General features: G+C 46.9%; 15 protein-coding genes. All 15 read left to right on the top strand.

Annotation, left to right across the window (positions count from 1 at the left end):
• Position 1 precedes the first annotated feature (1 nt).
• The 15 genes from xseA (at position 2) to purH (ending at position 17,112) form a co-directional block, all read left to right on the top strand.
• Positions 2–1,411, top strand: a complete 1,410-nt coding sequence (gene xseA / locus HMPREF9124_RS10155) for an exodeoxyribonuclease VII large subunit (RefSeq protein WP_009428497.1) — start codon at positions 2–4, stop codon at positions 1,409–1,411.
• Between the two features lie 114 nt (positions 1,412–1,525).
• Positions 1,526–1,819, top strand: coding sequence for an exodeoxyribonuclease VII small subunit (locus HMPREF9124_RS10150; RefSeq protein WP_009427835.1), 294 nt, complete (start codon positions 1,526–1,528; stop codon positions 1,817–1,819).
• Positions 1,819–2,826: a polyprenyl synthetase family protein gene (locus HMPREF9124_RS10145; RefSeq protein ID WP_009429853.1), complete on the top strand. Its 1,008-nt coding sequence runs from the start codon at positions 1,819–1,821 to the stop codon at positions 2,824–2,826. Before HMPREF9124_RS10150 ends, HMPREF9124_RS10145 begins: the two co-directional genes overlap by 1 nt.
• A gap of 60 nt (positions 2,827–2,886) precedes the next feature.
• Positions 2,887–4,761 carry a 1-deoxy-D-xylulose-5-phosphate synthase gene (dxs, locus tag HMPREF9124_RS10140; RefSeq protein WP_009429592.1) on the top strand — a complete coding sequence of 625 codons (1,875 nt, stop codon included), beginning with the start codon at positions 2,887–2,889 and terminating at the stop codon, positions 4,759–4,761.
• A gap of 398 nt (positions 4,762–5,159) precedes the next feature.
• The gene (locus HMPREF9124_RS10135; protein ID WP_036597840.1) at positions 5,160–5,636 is read left to right on the top strand and encodes a DUF3990 domain-containing protein; all 477 of its coding nucleotides are present in this window, start codon (positions 5,160–5,162) and stop codon (positions 5,634–5,636) included.
• Positions 5,633–5,887 carry a hypothetical protein gene (locus HMPREF9124_RS10130; RefSeq protein ID WP_009428548.1) on the top strand — a complete coding sequence of 85 codons (255 nt, stop codon included), beginning with the start codon at positions 5,633–5,635 and terminating at the stop codon, positions 5,885–5,887. Before HMPREF9124_RS10135 ends, HMPREF9124_RS10130 begins: the two co-directional genes overlap by 4 nt.
• Positions 5,880–6,089: a DUF3791 domain-containing protein gene (locus tag HMPREF9124_RS10125; RefSeq protein WP_009429901.1), complete on the top strand. Its 210-nt coding sequence runs from the start codon at positions 5,880–5,882 to the stop codon at positions 6,087–6,089. The genes HMPREF9124_RS10130 and HMPREF9124_RS10125 overlap by 8 nt, the downstream gene beginning before the upstream one ends.
• Positions 6,090–6,272: 183 nt before the next feature.
• Entirely contained in the window at positions 6,273–7,091 is an 819-nt protein-coding gene (locus tag HMPREF9124_RS10120) for a TlyA family RNA methyltransferase (RefSeq protein ID WP_009429871.1), read from the top strand.
• A gap of 374 nt (positions 7,092–7,465) precedes the next feature.
• Positions 7,466–8,155, top strand: coding sequence for a phosphoribosylaminoimidazolesuccinocarboxamide synthase (locus HMPREF9124_RS10115; protein WP_009428224.1), 690 nt, complete (start codon positions 7,466–7,468; stop codon positions 8,153–8,155).
• Between the two features lie 259 nt (positions 8,156–8,414).
• On the top strand, positions 8,415–8,894 hold the full coding sequence (gene purE, locus HMPREF9124_RS10110; protein WP_009427766.1) for a 5-(carboxyamino)imidazole ribonucleotide mutase: 480 nt from the start codon (positions 8,415–8,417) through the stop codon (positions 8,892–8,894).
• Positions 8,895–8,904: 10 nt separating this feature from the next.
• Complete coding sequence (purF, locus tag HMPREF9124_RS10105; protein WP_009429900.1) at positions 8,905–10,194, top strand: amidophosphoribosyltransferase; 1,290 nt, start codon at positions 8,905–8,907, stop codon at positions 10,192–10,194.
• The gene (purM, locus tag HMPREF9124_RS10100; protein WP_009429123.1) at positions 10,185–11,201 is read left to right on the top strand and encodes a phosphoribosylformylglycinamidine cyclo-ligase; all 1,017 of its coding nucleotides are present in this window, start codon (positions 10,185–10,187) and stop codon (positions 11,199–11,201) included. The genes purF and purM overlap by 10 nt, the downstream gene beginning before the upstream one ends.
• A 123-nt stretch (positions 11,202–11,324) precedes the next feature.
• On the top strand, positions 11,325–14,996 hold the full coding sequence (locus HMPREF9124_RS10095) for a phosphoribosylformylglycinamidine synthase (RefSeq protein WP_009428263.1): 3,672 nt from the start codon (positions 11,325–11,327) through the stop codon (positions 14,994–14,996).
• Complete coding sequence (purN, locus tag HMPREF9124_RS10090; protein WP_009429721.1) at positions 14,993–15,598, top strand: phosphoribosylglycinamide formyltransferase; 606 nt, start codon at positions 14,993–14,995, stop codon at positions 15,596–15,598. The genes HMPREF9124_RS10095 and purN overlap by 4 nt, the downstream gene beginning before the upstream one ends.
• Entirely contained in the window at positions 15,595–17,112 is a 1,518-nt protein-coding gene (purH, locus tag HMPREF9124_RS10085; protein WP_009429035.1) for a bifunctional phosphoribosylaminoimidazolecarboxamide formyltransferase/IMP cyclohydrolase, read from the top strand. The genes purN and purH overlap by 4 nt, the downstream gene beginning before the upstream one ends.
• Positions 17,113–17,254: the final 142 nt, after the last annotated feature.

The following is a 17,254-nucleotide window of genomic DNA, read 5'->3' as shown; positions in this document are numbered from 1 at the left end:
TATGGAAAGAACTTCCAAGAAGGAATATACGGTCTCGCAGGTCAGTCGCTATCTTTCGCGAATGATGCAGGAGGATTTCTTTCTTTCTCACCTTACGGTGTCCGGAGAGATTTCCAACTTGAAAATGCACCCGTCGGGACATATTTATTTTACGCTTAAGGATCAAGCTTCGCAGCTTTCGGGCATCATGTTTGCCGGAAAGAGGGCGGGGCTTGGTTTTCGTTTGGAAAATGGTATGAAAGTGCTCTGTACGGGAAGAATCGGCCTCTACGAGCAGGGGGGAATCTATCAGATTTATGCGGATTCCTTCCAACTTGCGGGACAGGGTGACCTCCATCTTCGCTTTGAAGCGCTGAAGAAGGAGCTCATGGAAATGGGGCTTTTCGATCCCATGTATAAGAAGCCGATTCCGAAGTATGCAAGGCGCATCGGCGTGGTTACGGCAAGCTCCGGCGCGGCGGTGAGGGATATCGTGCAGATTGCAAGACGGAGAAATCCCTTTGTGGAAATTACGCTATTCCCGGCTCTTGTGCAAGGAGAGGGTGCGGTGGCTTCGATTGTGCGGGGAATAGAGAGACTGGATAAGCTTGGTCTGGACGCTCTCATTGTGGGGCGAGGAGGCGGATCGATAGAAGACCTTTGGGCCTTCAATGAAGAGGCGGTGGCAAAGGCAATCTTTGATGCGGAGACACCTATTATTTCTGCAGTCGGACATGAGACAGACACGACTATTGCGGATTTTGTCGCGGATTTACGCGCGCCGACACCGTCTGCCGCTGCAGAGCTTGCGGTCTTTGACTATATGCAGTTCGTAGATGATTTAAGCTCCTATACCTATAGCTTTCACGAGCGAATCGAGAAGAAAATCCTTTTCCTTAGGCAAAGACTGAAGGAGAAGGAATTGAAATTCTCTGTTCTGCATCCCAAAGCCATTTTACAGGGAAAACAGCATCGGCTCTTGGATTTACAGAATCGCTTGCAAAATCAGATGAGGAAGTCCCTGCAGAGCGCCAAGGAAAATTTGCAAGATTATGGCAATTTTGCAAAGCTTATGGAGAGGAGACTCAGTGAAGATAAGGCGCGTCTCAGTCGCTATCAGAGCTTTCCGCACCTTATGGAGGAAAAACTCTTAAAGGCAAGGCACAGACTTATCAACTATCAGGATTTTCCTCACTTTATGGAGGAGAAGCTGGCAGAAAGCAGACATCGAATGCAGCTTCTTTCGGAGCAGTTTGATGCGCTTTCCCCCCTTCGTCTCCTTTCTAACGGTTACTCTTATGTGCGAGACGAGGAAGGGCGCAGGGTAAGCAGCGCAGAAAAGCTTCAAAAGGGTGAACTTTTGGAACTGCATTTCTCAGACGGCTCTGCAAAAGCCAGGGTGGAAGAGATTAGCAATAAAAAGTCTCGGTAAAGATGAAGATGCATGGATTTACGAAAGCCGATTTTAGTAGAAGATAAGAAAAATAGGTCAAAAAACTAAGAATTACTACGGAATAAAATAACAAATAAGAGGAGAGCTTAGGCTATGATAGAGGGAAATGAAGAGAAGAAAGCAGTAGTGGAGGATGGGCAAGTGGTGTTCACTCCGGATACAAAGGTGGATAAGGCAGACAATGCAAAAAAAGCGGAGAAGAAAAAGGATTTAAGCGAGATTTTTACGGACTTGGACGGCCTTTTGCAAAAGATGGAGGGCGAGGAAAGTCTGGAAAAGAGCTTTGCGATCTATGAAAAGGCGGTGGCCCTTTTAAAGGAAGCGAATTCCAGTATTGACCGAATCGAAAAGCAAGTCCGTATTTTAGACGGTGAAGAGGGAAAATAATGAGTATCAAAGAGGCACTCGGGAAAAAGAAAGAAGCTGTGGAAGCCATTTTACAGAGATTCTTAGCGGAAGAAAAAGGCTTTGACCGAACCGGCAGAGAGGCGATGAACTATAGCCTTATGGCACCGGGAAAGAGGATTCGCCCGATCTTAGTGGAGGAAGCATTTTTTCTCTGCTGCAAAGAGGAAGAGAAGGAAGTGCTTCTTCCGATTTTACATTCCTTTATGGCTGCCATCGAAATGATTCACAGCTTTTCCCTTTGCCATGATGACCTGCCTGCTATGGACAATGACCGCGTGAGAAGAGGGCAGGACTCCACCTGGGCACATTTTTCGGAGGCGCAGGGAATCCTTGCGGGAGACGCCCTCTCGCTCTATGCTTTTCAGGCGGTTTTGGAAACTTTTCAGAAAGAAAAGAGAAAGAATCCCCTGCTTTCCCGCTATGAAGGAAGAGTGCTTTCGGCACTTCTTGTGCTCTCGAGAGAGTCCGGCATAGACGGCATGGTGGGCGGACAGGTCGTGGATCTTGAAAAAGAGGGACAGCCTCTTTCCGAAGAGGAGCTCTTCTTTATTATGGAGAAGAAGACGGCGGCACTACTTCGGGCATCTCTTCTTATGGGGGCTATTTTAGGCGGCGCAGAGGAAAAAGTGCAGGAGAAGATTGCTTTTTACGGGGAAAACCTCGGTCTCGCCTTTCAGATTCGGGATGATATTTTAGACGAAATCTCTACGACGGAGGAACTCGGAAAGCCGGTACATTCCGATAAGGAGGAAGGGAAGATAACGGCTTATTCCCTCTACGGGAGAGAAAAGGCGGAAGAGAAGGTAGAAGAGTATACGGAAAAGGCCATTTCCGCGCTGGAGAATTTGCATAGAGAACGTTTAGCTGAGATATGTCAAGCCGATGTAGATGGAGATAACGCTTACCTTTTCCTAAAGGAACTTGCGCTTTACCTTGCGAGTAGGAAAAATAAAGTTATGAAGTTCTCATTTTTGGGAATGATTTAAACTTCCGCGGGCTGTCTTAGGCAGACCGAATAGAGAAAAAACAATAAAAAGGGTTTATTTATGTTACTGGAGAATATCAGCGGGGCGGAGGATGTACGAAAGCTGTCCCTGAAAGAGCAAAAAATCTTAGCGAAGGAAGTCCGTCGCTTTATCATAGAAAAAATGGCAGACAATGGAGGGCATCTCGCCTCAAATCTTGGCGTGGTGGAACTGACCATTGCCTTATTTCATACGCTGAATCTCCCGAAGGACAAAATCGTCTGGGATGTGGGGCACCAGTGCTATACTCATAAAATTCTTTCTGGAAGACGGGATGACTTTGCACTCCTTCGAAAATTCAAGGGAATCAGCGGCTTTCCGAAACGGGAGGAGAGCCCATACGACTGCTTTAATACAGGACACAGCTCGACCTCCATTTCCGCAGCCCTCGGGATTGCGGAGGGGCGAGATCTTTTGGGAGAGGACTATACTGTTCTTGCCGTAATCGGAGACGGGGCACTTACCGGCGGTATGGCATATGAAGCCTTGAATAATGCCTCCAAGATGAAGAAAAATTTCATCATTATTTTAAATGATAACGAGATGTCGATTGCGAAAAATGTGGGCGGAATGTCCACATATCTGAACGGTATCCGTTCCCATAAGGGCTATACACGGTTTAAGGAAAATCTGGCGAGCAGTCTTGGGAAAATTCCGGTGATCGGAGATCGACTGGTGGAGCGTCTGAAAAACACGAAGAACTCCATTAAACAGCTCCTTGTGCCCGGAATGCTTTTTGAAAATATGGGTCTAACGTATCTCGGGCCGGTGGATGGGCACAATCTTCATGCTTTGGAGCAGGTTATCCATGAGGCAAAACGCATAGATCATGCGGTCCTTGTGCATGTGGTTACGAAAAAAGGAAAGGGTTATGTTCCGGCGGAGCAAAATCCCAGTGTATTTCATGGCGTCGGGCCCTTTGACATTGCTACGGGAAAAAGTAAAAAAGAAAGTACGGAGAAGAGTTACACGGATATTTTTGCGGAAAGTCTGATTAAAGAGGGAAAGGAAGATGCGAGAATTGTAGCGATTACGGCGGCCATGCCGGACGGAACGGGTCTTACTAAGTTCGAAAAGGCCTTTCCGAAGCGTTTCTTTGATGTGGGGATTGCCGAAGCCCATGCGGTAACCTCTGCAGCAGGTCTTGCCAGCGCGGGATTAAAGCCGGTTTTTGCGGTATACTCAAGCTTCTTGCAAAGAGCCTACGACCAAATGGTGCATGATGTCTGCCTGCAGAAGCTCCCGGTTGTCTTTGCGATTGACAGAGCCGGCCTGGTAGGGGCGGACGGAGAAACACATCAGGGGATTTTTGACATTTCCTACTTAAGAAGTATTCCGAATATGACGGTTATGGCACCGAAGAATGCGAGGGAGCTTACAGAAATGCTGCATTTTGCCTTGCAGTTTCAGGGTCCGATTGCGATTCGCTACCCGAGAGGGACAGCCTACCAAGGTTTTTCCGAAAAACAGGAGCCGATAGAGTATGGGAAGGCGGAGATATTAATTGAGGAGCAGACGGGAAAAATAGCGCTTCTGGCTCTTGGGTCCATGGTTTCAACCGGAGAGCATATTGTGGAGAAAATGGCAAAAAAAGGCGTGAACTTAAGTCTCGTGAATGCCCGATTTGCCAAGCCGATTGATACGGAAATGCTGGATAAACTTTCCGAAAAAGGCTATAGAAAGATTCTCACATTGGAAGAGGGCGTACGCTCCGGTGGTTTTGGAGAGGCGGTACTCTCCTACATGGAGACGCATCACAAAGAGGTAGCTGTGGAAAATATCACCCTCCCCGACGCCTATGTGGAGCACGGCGATGTTTCCACCCTTAGGAAAATGCTAAAGATTGATTCGGACAGCATTATAGAAGGGCTGGAGGAGAAGGGATTTTTCAAGTAAAATATTATGGCTACAGAAGGATATTTTCTGCAGTTGCAGGTCTGAAATTGGGGCACGCTCCCGCTAACCTCGCCCGACTGAGCAGTGGTTTTGTTACTCACTGCTCACTTTGCTTCGCAAAGCAACTTCCTTCGGAAGTTGGTCTGTTACAGGAAGACTTTTCTGATGAAAAGTCTGTCCTTGCAGTACTAAGCTTCAAGCATCGTTTACACTCGCTTTCAGCAAGTACTGACGGGCTCAGATTGCCCCATATTTAGACCTGCAACTGCATGAAAAAGTAGCTTCTACAGTCCTAAAATGAATACGCTAAAAAATAGGACGTCTAAACAGTACGTTCATATCTATGCTATACTGAGTATAAGAAGTTAAAAAATATCTATTTGAAAAAGGTGGTGGAGATGAAACTTTTTCATGGAAGTAATGTTATCGTGAATACACCTCGAATACTAACTAAACTTCGAGCTTTGGATTTTGGCGCAGGCTTTTATCTGACTTCCAGCAAAGAACAGGCGAGGAAATGGGCGAAAGCTGTCACAAGAAGAAGGGGAGAAGGAGATAGTATAGTAAATATCTATGAATTAGAGGATGAGTTTTACTCTAAACTGTCTGTTTTGGAATTTCCAACAGCAAATGCGGAATGGTTGGATTTTGTGGTACAGAACAGGAAAGAAAAGCGTGCGTGTTCTTACGATTTAGTGATTGGACCTGTGGCAAATGACTCCACACTTCCGGTTATTGACGATTATATGGATGGAAAATATGATAAGGAAGAGGCCGTGAAGCGATTGTTGCCACAAAAACTGACAGACCAGTATGCATTTTTGACAGAAAAAGCGATTCGTTTTTTGACTTTTGAAGGGAGTGAAAAGGGGTGACCGAAGTTAATGCCAGAACAAGAGATTTTTTTGATCGGCAGGTAATCTATTTAATAAAAGCGAAATATGGCATGGAAGATATGAAAGCAATTCGCTCTTTTTTGTTTTCAGAAACATATCAAATGCTCTTGGACCCTTTGACCGAGGTGTATAGCTTCAGTCCGCAGATTGTTTTTGAAATGTGGGAAAGTGAGATGATTACGGGTGATCCGCGCAATTCGCAATATATACGAGGTGAAGAAAATGAGTAAAGAGGGAGAATTTTTTATTTACCTCTTGGAGCGGTATGCTGATTTCAAGAAGGAAAAGGCAAGTGAGATTCTTAAGCTTTGGGATCGGATTGGTCTTACAAATTTAATTTATGATTTATACGAAATCTATCATGTAGAACGATTGGAAAATGCATTTGAGGATATTGATAAGCTTTTACAGAAAAAACTGGCGCAAGCATAAAACATTTTTCTCAAAACGCTCGAATAGTGCAATTCGAGTACTTTTGGCTATTTATAACAAGTATTGCTCGGAAAGCGTGCGATATCTCGTTGATTGAAATGAAAAATAAACGGGCCCTTTTCAACATGGATTGTAACAACAAGATAAGGCAGCAAAGAGAGAGCTTTAATAGAAGGGAAGTAAATGGGAGAGAAGAAAGAACGCCTGGATGTGCTTTTAGTGGAGAAAGGACATTTTGACAGTAGGGAGAAAGCAAAGCGTGCCATCATGGCCGGTCTTGTTTTTGTTAATGGGGAAAAGGAAGACAAGGCAGGAACGACCTTTCCTCTTACTGCGGAAATCTTAGTCAAAGGAAATCCCCTTCCCTATGTTTCCCGAGGGGGTCTAAAGCTGGAAAAGGCATTGAAGAGTTTTCCGATAGAGCTGAAAGACCGGATTTGTATGGATATCGGGGCTTCTACCGGCGGCTTCACCGATTGCATGTTGCAAAATGGGGCAAAGGAGGTCTATGCCGTGGATGTAGGACACGGACAGCTGGATTGGAAGCTTAGAAATGACGAGCGGGTGCACTGCATGGAAAAGTGCAATATTCGTTTCGTGGAAGAGACGGATCTGGGAGAAAAACCGAGTTTTTTCTCCATTGATGTTTCCTTTATCAGTTTAAAGCTCGTGCTTCCGGTGGTAAAAAAGCTCGCAAGTCTCCCCGGAGAGGTGGTCTGTCTGATTAAACCACAGTTTGAAGCCGGAAGAGAGCAGGTTGGAAAGAAAGGCGTAGTTCGAGATCCGAAGGTGCATGAAGAGGTGATTCGTACGGTACTCGAGTTTGCGGCAAGCATCGGATTTTCCATAGAAGGCCTTAGCTTCTCTCCGATTAAAGGACCGGAGGGAAATATTGAATATCTGGCCTATCTACGCTATGAAGGAGAAGAGAGCCGAAGCTTTCCGGAGGGCATGGAGGAGAAGATTCATGCCATTACGGAAGAGTCACATAGAGCGCTGTAGCTTCAGCACATCTTCCATACGGAAGCACTTATTTTTAACGAGTATGGATAGCGTAGTGTGCGGCATCTCGTTGAGTGTTGCAAAGTATTAAAATTTTTTCCGAAAATTGGAGGTTAAAATATTTCTCAAACCCCCTTGACAGAACGACGGATATGGTGTTTGATGAAGGCGTAATTCGAACTAATTCCCACGAATAAATCACGAGAGAAAGTGTATCTAGGGTTCCGGTCAAGCTGGTCCGAGCGATACACATACTGCTTGGCAGTATGACACCTTAGGGATAAAAGCCCCGGAGGTAGGTTTCACTTGAAGCCTACTTCCGAGGCTTCATTTATTTCTTGGAGAACCATTTCAGTGAGTTTAAGGAGGAAATTATGCAGAAGATTTACACCGGAAAAACGAAGGATGTTTTTAAACTGGAAGACGGCAATCTGGTTTTAAAGTTTAAAGACGATGTCACCGGAGAGAATGGAGTATTTGATCCGGGGGCAAATGCCGTTGCCCTGACCATTGAGGGCGTTGGAAAAGAGGATTTGAAGTGCAGTAAGTACTTTTTTGAGCTCTTAAGAAAGAACGGCGTGAAGACACATTATGTGGATGCAAACGTAGCGGAAAATACCATGACCGTGCTGCCCTGTGAGGTTTTTGGAAAGGGGCTGGAAGTGATTGCCCGCTTTATTGCAACAGGGTCTTTCATCCGCAGGTACGGGGCATACATTCAGGACAAAACCGTGCTTCCCGGGACTTTCGTAGAAGTTACCTTAAAGGATGATCAAAGAAATGACCCGCCGATTTCTGAGGATGCTTTGGATATGCTCGGGATTCTTACGAAGGAAGAATACAAAGAGCTGAAAGAAAAGACCAAAGAGATTACCGGAATCATCAAAGAGGATCTGGCGAAGAAGGGGCTGACGCTCTACGACATTAAGCTGGAATTCGGACGGCATAATGGAGAAGTGATTTTAATCGATGAACTATCCGGCGGAAATATGCGTGTTTTTGACGGAGACAGCTATGTAGAGCCCTTAAAGATATATTCGTATTTAGAAAAAGGAACTGTATAAAAGAGGAAATGAAGGAACAGTTTTCCCCTGTACAGGTCAATATCGGGAGTCCTTCCCGAGAAGGCCTGTACAAAGGACTGTCCTAGCCCTCTTTTTACAGTTCTTTTCTTGTTTCTAAAGAGTATTATTCCTGATGAGTTTAGCCGGCAAGGCGCGGGGGAGCTCGCTCTGAACCGGTGCTGTATGTGAATCTGTAGATATCTTATTTATGAAAGTGATTGTGTAATTGTGTTCGCTAATCCCTTTTGAAAGGAGAAGTATGAAAGTCGCTTTGATTATGGGAAGTATTTCCGATGAGGAAATTGTAAAAAAGTCTGCTGCTGTTTTGAAGGATTTTTCCGTGGAATATGACTGCCGTGTGATTTCTGCCCATCGTTCTTTGAATCTTGTTTTGGATTACGTAGAGAGCATGGAGCAGAATAAGATTGATATTATCATTGCCTTTGCCGGAAAGGCGGCACACCTTGCCGGCGTACTGGCCGGACTATCTATCAAACCCGTGATTGGCGTACCGATCCAGTCCTCCTGCCTGGACGGTATGGATGCGTTACTTAGTACGGTACAGATGCCGAAAGGCGTTCCGGTTGCCACCGTTGCCATCAATGGGGCGGAAAATGCAGCCATTCTTGCTATAGAGATGCTGGCGCTCTCCAACCCGGATTTAAAAGAGAAGCTTAGACAATACAAGGAAAAAATGAAGCAGTCCGTTCAGGAGATGAATGAGCGGATTTCTCTCTAGGAGGTACAGTGTGAGTGGATTATGCGGCATTTTTTCTTTTGATAAAAAGAACGATATTACCGACCTTCTGGAGGTGGGACTCTATGCCTTACAGCACAGAGGACAGGAGGGATTCGGGATTACCACCATGGAGGGGCAGAGAGTCTGTGAATTAAAGCGGAAGGGCATGCTTTCAGAGGTACTGAACCAACAGATTATTGAGGATATCTGCGGATCGGCCGGCATCGGTTTTGTGAAATATCTTTTTTCCCACAATACCAAATATGAGCCGATGATGCCCTTTGTGTATCAAACAGACCATGGCAACTCCATGATTGCCCTGGACGGTACAATCTTAAATCGGAATTTTAATTTCTGTGAGCTTGTGAATAAGATAAACGGCCCCCTGGAGAGCTTTCAGGACTATATGGAAAGTTTAAAGGGCACCTATAACCTCATCTACATTGATGAGGGGAAAATGCTGATTGCCAGAGATCCTTATGGCGTGAAGCCCCTGTGTCTCGGGAAGTTGAAGGATACCTTTATTGCCGTTTCCGAAAGCTGTGCCTTAGATGCCATGAATGCGGAATTTCTACAGGACGTGGAGCCGGGAGAGTTGATTCTCGTGGAGAAGGGGGAGTATTCCGTTCATCGATTCGCGCAAAAACCACACCATCTCTGCCTCTTTGAGATGATTTATATTGCACGCCATGATTCCATTATCGATGGGGTGAGCGTTTATCAGGCGCGCTATAAGACGGGAGAGCGGCTCTATGAGGAGTGCCCCACAGAGGCGGATATCGTGATCGGCTCTCCGGATTCCGGTTTGATTGCCGCGAAAGGCTATGCGAAGGCATCGGGGATTCCCTTTGTGGACGGCATTTTAAAGAATCGTTACATTCAAAGAACCTTCATTAAACCCACCCAGGAGGAAAGAGTCAGCAGTGTCAATATCAAGTTAAATGCGATCAAAGAAAACCTGCAGGATAAACGGGTGATTCTGGTGGATGATTCCATCGTTCGTGGGACGACCATGAAGAGAATCATTAAAATTTTAAAGGATGCCGGGGCGAAAGAAGTCCATATCCGGGTTGCCAGCCCCAAGGTGGTTTCCAACGATATCTATGCGATTGATATTCCAAAAAACGAACAGCTTATCGGCTACAACAAGACGGTAGAAGAGGTTCGCGACTATATCGGCTGTGACAGTCTCTATTATCTGAGTCTGGAGGGGCTGGAAGATTGCTGTGGCAATAAGGGCTATTATGAAAAATATTTTACAGGAGTGGATATTTTCCAAGAGGAGGCAGTATGTCACTAAGCTATAAGGAGGCGGGAGTAGACAAGGAGCAGGGCTATAAAGAGGTAGGACTCATCAAGAAGTTCATCAAAGAGACCTATACTTCCGGCGTTTTATCGGATTTGGGGGGCTTTTCAGGCCTGTTTTCCTTGGAACAGGAAAAGATTTCCCATCCTGTTCTGGTATCCGGTACAGATGGTGTGGGAACGAAAGTGGTACTGGCGCAGAAGCTGGATAGACACAAAACCATCGGCATTGACTGTGTGGCAATGTGCGTGAATGACATCCTTTGTCAGGGAGCAAAACCCTTATTTTTCTTAGATTATATTGCCTGCGGAAAACTCCATGCCGAGAAGATGGCAGGGATTGTGGAAGGAGTTGCGGAAGGTTGTAAAAGAGCAGGAGCGGCATTAATCGGAGGGGAGACCGCGGAGATGCCCGGGGTGTACCGGGAAGAGGACTATGACCTTGCCGGATTTGCTGTGGGAATTGTTGACCGGGAGAAGATTATTGACGGAAAGAAGAAGGTGGAAGAAGGAGACCTGATCTTGGCACTTCCCTCTTCCGGAATCCACAGCAACGGGTTTTCTCTGGTTCGGAAAATCATTTTTGACAAGATGCACTTGGATTTGGAAAAGGAGCAGATTTCCGGTGAGTCTTTGGCAGATATTTTACTCACCCCCACTCGTATCTATGTTCGGGAAGTGCTTCACGTTCTCCATGCGGTGGATGTGCATGCCATGGCCCACATTACCGGAGGAGGCTTGCCGGAGAATCTGCCCCGGGTATTACCGGAAGGACTTTCTGTGCTTATCGACGAAAGCGCTTTGCCCCGCCTTCCTATTTTCACTAAATTACAGGAGTGGGGAGAATTAAGTCGGGAGGAAATGTTCGGCACCTTCAATATGGGGGTAGGCTTTACCCTTTTTGTAAGGAAAGAGGAGGAGAAGAAAGTTTTATCCATGCTTCCGGAGGCACGGCGAATCGGAGAAGTGGTGAGAGGAAAGGGAGAAGTGACCATTCAGTAGCCGCCGAAGAAGTGAGCATTTAGTAGCCGCAGGAAAAGTGAACATTCGGTAGGCACCGAAGAAGTGACAATTGAATAGACGCCGGAGGACTTCCGGCACTTAACATGTGGGAAAAGGTGGACTATGGATAAACGTATTTTTGTACGAAAGAGAGAGCAGTACCGGCAGGAAGAGGAAAAACTGGTAGGGGAATTGTTCCGCGGCCTTTCTATCCCTGTGAAAAGCGCGGCCATTTACCAAATCTATGATGTGTATTCTATTGAAGAAGAAGTATTGAAACGGGCGGAGCAGTCCGTGTTTTCCGAGGTAATGGTGAACGAAGTTTTCGAAGAGCTGCCCCTTCAGGAAAGCTTTTATTTTGCCTATGAAACCTTGCCGGCACAGTTTGACCAGCGGGCAGACAGTGCGATGCAGTGTATTCGCCTCTTGGATGCGGAAAGTAAGGCATTTGTGCGCTCCGGAACTTTACTTGTGTTTGACCGAAGCCTCAGCCCTTCGGAAATGGAGAAGATTTCCAAATATCTGGTGAATCCCATTGAGTCCCGGGAGAAGGACATGTCAGTTCTTTCTTTCTCGCCGGATGCAGAAAGAAAAGAAATGCGGGATATGAGCGGTTTCCGGAGGCTCAGCACAGAAGCGCTGGCTGCTTTAAAGACGGAGATGAATCTTTCTCTTCTGATGGAAGACCTCCTCTTTATTCAGGAATTTTACAGAGGAGAAGAAAGAGACCCAAGCGAAACGGAGCTTTACGTTCTGGATTGCTACTGGAGTGATCATTGTCGGCACACCACCTTTGAGACGGTGCTGGATAAGATTTCCGTGGAGTCTGAGCATTTTCAGAAGGAAATGGAAGAGGCTATGCAGGAATATCTCAGCCTTCGAAAGGAGCTTGGGACGGAGAAACCGATTACCCTTATGGATATGGCGACCATTGTAGGTAAGTATCATCGAATCATTCTAAAGGATCAGACCGTGGAAGTCAGTTCCGAGAACAATGCCTGTTCTTTCTTTACGACCGTCCGGCACGATGGAAAGGATGAGCAGTGGCTCATTCAGTTTAAAAATGAAACCCATAACCATCCGACGGAAATCGAGCCTTTTGGGGGAGCCAGTACCTGTATAGGCGGCGCCATTCGAGATCCCTTGTCCGGACGGAGCTTTGTCTATCAGGCGATGCGTTTAAGCGGTGCGGGAAATGTGCTGGAAGGGCGGGAAAAGACTCTTCCCAACAAGCTTCCCCAGGCGGAGATTTCGAAAAAAGCCATGCAGGGCTATTCCTCTTACGGAAATCAAATCGGCCTAGCCACGAGCTTTGTACGGGAATTGTACGATGATTCCTATGTAGCGAAGCACATGGAGGTGGGTGCGGTAGTGGGGGCGAGTCCGGTTGAAAATGTGCGAAGAGAGCTTCCCGCGCCGGGAGATCTTGTGGTGTTAATCGGCGGTCGAACCGGTCGGGACGGCATCCAGGGTGCATCCGGCTCCAGTGTGGTGCATACCAGTGCCTCTCTTCACACCATGGCTTCCCAGGTACAGAAGGGAAATGCCCCGGAAGAGCGGAAGATTCAAAGACTTTTCCGTCGTCCGGAAGTTTCCCGTCTGATTAAAAAATGTAATGACTTCGGTGCCGGCGGGGTAGCCGTTGCTATCGGAGAAATCAGTCCCGGAATGGAGATTCATCTGGACAAGGTGCTTCTCAAGTATCAGGGCTTAAATGCCACGGAAATTGCCATTAGTGAATCTCAGGAAAGAATGGCGGTGGTGGTTTCGGAAAAGGACTACGCTTCATTCGTCAAAGCCTGCGAAGAGGAAAATATCGAATATGCCCATGTTGCCACTGTAACCGGTCGAAATCGACTGGAAATGTTTATGGGAAAGGAAAGGGTGGTGGATTTAAAGGCCTCTTTCTTAGAAACCTCCGGGGTACGGCAGCATAGAGAGGCTGTTTTAACGGATCACCCTGAGGAGAATCCATTCCTCCATCATGGCTTTCATAAAGACGACGCTGTAAAAGAACTTTCAGAGAAAAATGTGGCGTCTCAGAAGGGACTTGCTACGAACTTTGACAGCAGTATCGGGGCAACAACGGTGTTGATGCCTTTTACGGGAAAAGAAGAATTAACGCCGACGCAGGCTTCCGTACAGGCGCTTCCCACTTTAGGATTTGATAGTGACATTGCGACTGTTTTAACCTATGGCTTTATTCCGAGGATTTCCCACTATTCTCCCTTTTTATCCGCGCTTTATTCGGTTCTTCTCTCCATTGCCAAGGTCTATGCGGTAGGAGGGGACAGAAAGACCCTCTATCTTTCCTGTCAGGAGTACTTCGAGAAGCTGGGAACAGATAAAAAGAAGTGGGGCATGGCAACGGAAGCGTTGCTGGGAGCATTGCACGCCGAGAGAGCCTTGGGGATCTCCGCCATCGGGGGAAAGGACAGTATGTCCGGTACCTTTAATGATCTCCATGTGGTAGAAACCCTGATTTCCTTTGCTTGCAGTACGGTGAAGGTGGATCAGGTGCTTACACCGGAGCTGAAAAACTGCGGGAATACCCTTTATTTCCTGCCGGTCGTAAAGGATGAGAGAGGATTTCCGAATATAGCGGAGACGGTAGCGGAGTATGATCTCCTGCACCGCTATATTTCGGAGAAAAAGGTTTGTTCCGTCTATGTTTTAGAGGAAGGCTCCGCCTTTTCCGCCCTTTACAAGATGGCAGTAGGAAATGCCTTAGGTTTTCACGTTACGATGGAAGAGCTTTCAGACTTTCAGCCGGGCTCCATGGTTATTGAAGCCAGGGTCACCGACCTTCCTTTCCGTAAGATCGGAACGGTTGAAGAGGACATTCTTACGAATGGTGAGCCATTGGATAAGGAGAACTTACGGAGAGCCTATACCGGCACCTTTGAAAAGCTTTATCCGGAGTATGTGAATTTGGAGAAGGAAAACTGCGAGAACTTGTCTACAGAAATGGAAAGAGAGTTTTTCTCTCCGGAAAAGGTGGAGCAGGTAAAAGTCCTGATTCCTGTCTTCCCGGGAACGAATTGCGAGTATGACAGTGTCCGCGCCTTCCAAAAAGAGGGAGCGGAGGTGGAAACGGTTATTATCCGGAATAAAAGAGAGCATGATTTAAAGGAAAGCATGGAAGAGTTCGTGGAGAAGTTAAATGGCGCCCATATCCTGATGTTTGTGGGCGGCTTTTCCAGCGGAGATGAGCCGGACGGCTCTGCCAAGTTTATTGTGAATTTCCTGAGAAATGAGAAGGTGAAAGAGGCGGTTCATAGCCATTTAAAGAAAAAGCGCCTCATCCTTGGAATCTGTAACGGTTTCCAGGCCCTCTTAAAATCCGGCTTACTTCCCTATGGAGAGATTCGGGATTTAACTGAGGAGGATTTAACGCTGTATCACAATGACTGTATGCACCATGTATCCACTACCGCCTTTACCAGGGTGGCCAATACGAACAGTGCATGGACACGGCATTTCCGCTTAGGGGAAATGCATGACGTGGTATTTTCCCATGGCGAAGGGAAGCTTGTAGGAAAATCCATTGAGAAATGGAAGCATCTTGCGGCGTTCCAGTATGCGGACTTTGACGGAAATGCAAGCCTGAACGGAAAGTTCAACCCCAACGGCTCTTTGTACGGTATCGAGGGCATGGTTTCGGAAGACGGCTTGATCCTCGGAAAAATGGGACACAGCGAACGCTATGGCGAGGGACTGTATCGGAATCGTCGAATTCCAAATCCCCAGAATCTGTTTTATAGCGGGGTACAGTATTTTAAGGGAGCAAAATGAAGAAAATAGCAGTGTTTATTTCGGGAGGGGGAACGGACTTACAGTCCCTTATTGACAATGTGCATGAAAAGAGCGGCGTAATCAGCCTTGTGGTTTCCAGTCGGGAGGATGCCTATGGACTGGAAAGAGCGAAGCAAAAGGGGATAGAGACTATGGTGCTTCCGAAAGGGGACTACGACAGCGCGCTTTTGGAAGAGCTGAAAAAGAGAGAAGTGGAGTGGATTGTGCTCGCCGGCTTTTTGAAGATACTCACACCGGCGTTTATCCGCCATTTTCCCCGGCATATTGTAAATATTCATCCCTCTTTGATTCCGGCATTCTCCGGTCCCGGATTTTACGGGATGCGGGTGCATGAAGCGGTGTATCGTGCCGGAGTGAAATGGAGCGGCGCGACGGTGCATTTTGTCAGTGAAGTAGTGGATGGCGGGGCAATCCTACTACAGGAGGTGGTTCCCGTTTTGGAAGCAGACGGTCCGGAAGAGATTGCCGGAAAGGTCTTGGAAGTGGAACATCGCATTCTACCGGCTGCAGTGAAAGCGTGTTTGGAAGATCGGGTGTTTTGGCAGGGAGAACGTGCCTTTATTCGGGAGGAAAAAGTATGAAAACTGCATTAATCAGTGTGTTTGACAAGAACGGCATTGTGGAATTTTGTAAAGGCTTAAAGGATTTAGGCTTTCAGCTGATTTCCACGGGAGGGACCTATCAATTATTGAAAAAAGAAGTGGAAGTGAAAGAGGTTTCCGAACTGACCGGTTTTCCGGAAATTTTAGATGGGAGGGTGAAGACTTTGCATCCCCGCATCCATGCCGGAATCCTGTATCGAAGAGAAAGTGCATTGCATCAAAAAACCGTGGAAGAACTGGGAATCGACTCCATTGACCTTGTGGTAAACAATCTTTATCCCTTTGAAAAGGTACTTAAGAAGGAAGGGGTGAGTGAGGAAGAGCAGGTAGAAAATATCGATATCGGCGGACCTTCCATGATTCGCGCCGCAGCAAAGAATTTTCAGGATGTTCTGGTGGTCACGGATGCGGGAGATTATGAAGAGGTGCTTCTTCGCCTTCGGGAGGGAAGAAATGACCTTTCCTATCGGGAGCAAATGGCGGCGAAAGCCTTCCGCTATACCGCCTATTATGATGCGTTGATTTCCGAGTACTTTAGTAATCGACTCTCTGTAGCCAATCCGGAGTACCTAAGCCTGAGCTATCGCCTGGGCACAAGCCTTCGCTATGGAGAGAATCCCCATCAGAATGCCGCATTTTACGAGAAGGTATATGAGGAGAATCCGGCAGAGTGGAAGCAGCTTCACGGAAAGGAGCTGTCCTACAACAATTATACGGATATGTACAATGCGGTTCGCTTTGTAAAGGAATTTTCCGAGCCGGCAGTGGTGGGCACCAAGCATAACAATCCGGCCGGAATAGGAATCGGGGAAACGATTGATGAAGCCTTCGATAAGGCCTATGCCTGTGATGCAACTTCTCTCTTCGGAGGAATTTTTGCCTTGAATCGACCGGTGACCAAGCATATCGCAGAGGTTTTGCATTCCTTCTTTATGGAAATTGTGATCGCACCGGATTATGAGGAAGAGGCCCTTTCCATTCTGGAAGAAAAGAAGAACCTGCGGGTGATTGTGATGCCGAACTTGTCCACCTTCTCCCTGCCGAAGAAGACGGTGAAAGAAGTGCTTGGAGGCATTTTGGTACAGGATTATGATAATGCGAATCTTACGGAAGAAATGGAAGTGGTCAGTGCGCGGAAGCCCACAGAGGAGGAAATGCGGAATTTGCTTTTTGGCTTTAAGGCGGTAAAAATGGTTGCTTCCAATGGGGCGGTTCTGGTAAAGGACGGCGCAACTCTCGGCATCGGACAGGGGCAGGTGCGACGTACCTGGGCAGTAGAGGATGCCCTTTCCCATGGAGAAGGGAAACATTCCGGGGCGGTTCTTGCTTCCGACGGCTTCTTCTTTGCCGATACGGTGGAGCTTTTGCAGAAACACGGCATCCGTGCGGCAATCCAGCCGGGGGGCTCCGTGAAGGATCCGGAAGTGATTGAACTCTGCGATCAGTACGGGATTGCTTTGGTGATGACTCATATTCGGCATTTCAGACACTAAAAGGTATGAAATCTATCGGAGCATCGAGGCTCTATAGGACGAGAAAAAAACCTATCGGAGTATCAAGGTTCTATAGGACTTGGATTTTAAGAAGCTAAGATATCGAGGAACAAAGAGTTCATATCATAAAAATGAAAGGGGC

Origin of the sequence: Oribacterium sp. oral taxon 108 str. F0425 (genome assembly GCF_000214455.1) — a bacterium.
GTDB lineage: Bacteria > Bacillota > Clostridia > Lachnospirales > Lachnospiraceae > Oribacterium > Oribacterium asaccharolyticum.
The sequence above is the reverse complement of the archived record's forward strand: the minus strand, read 5'-3'. Positions and strand labels throughout refer to the sequence as shown.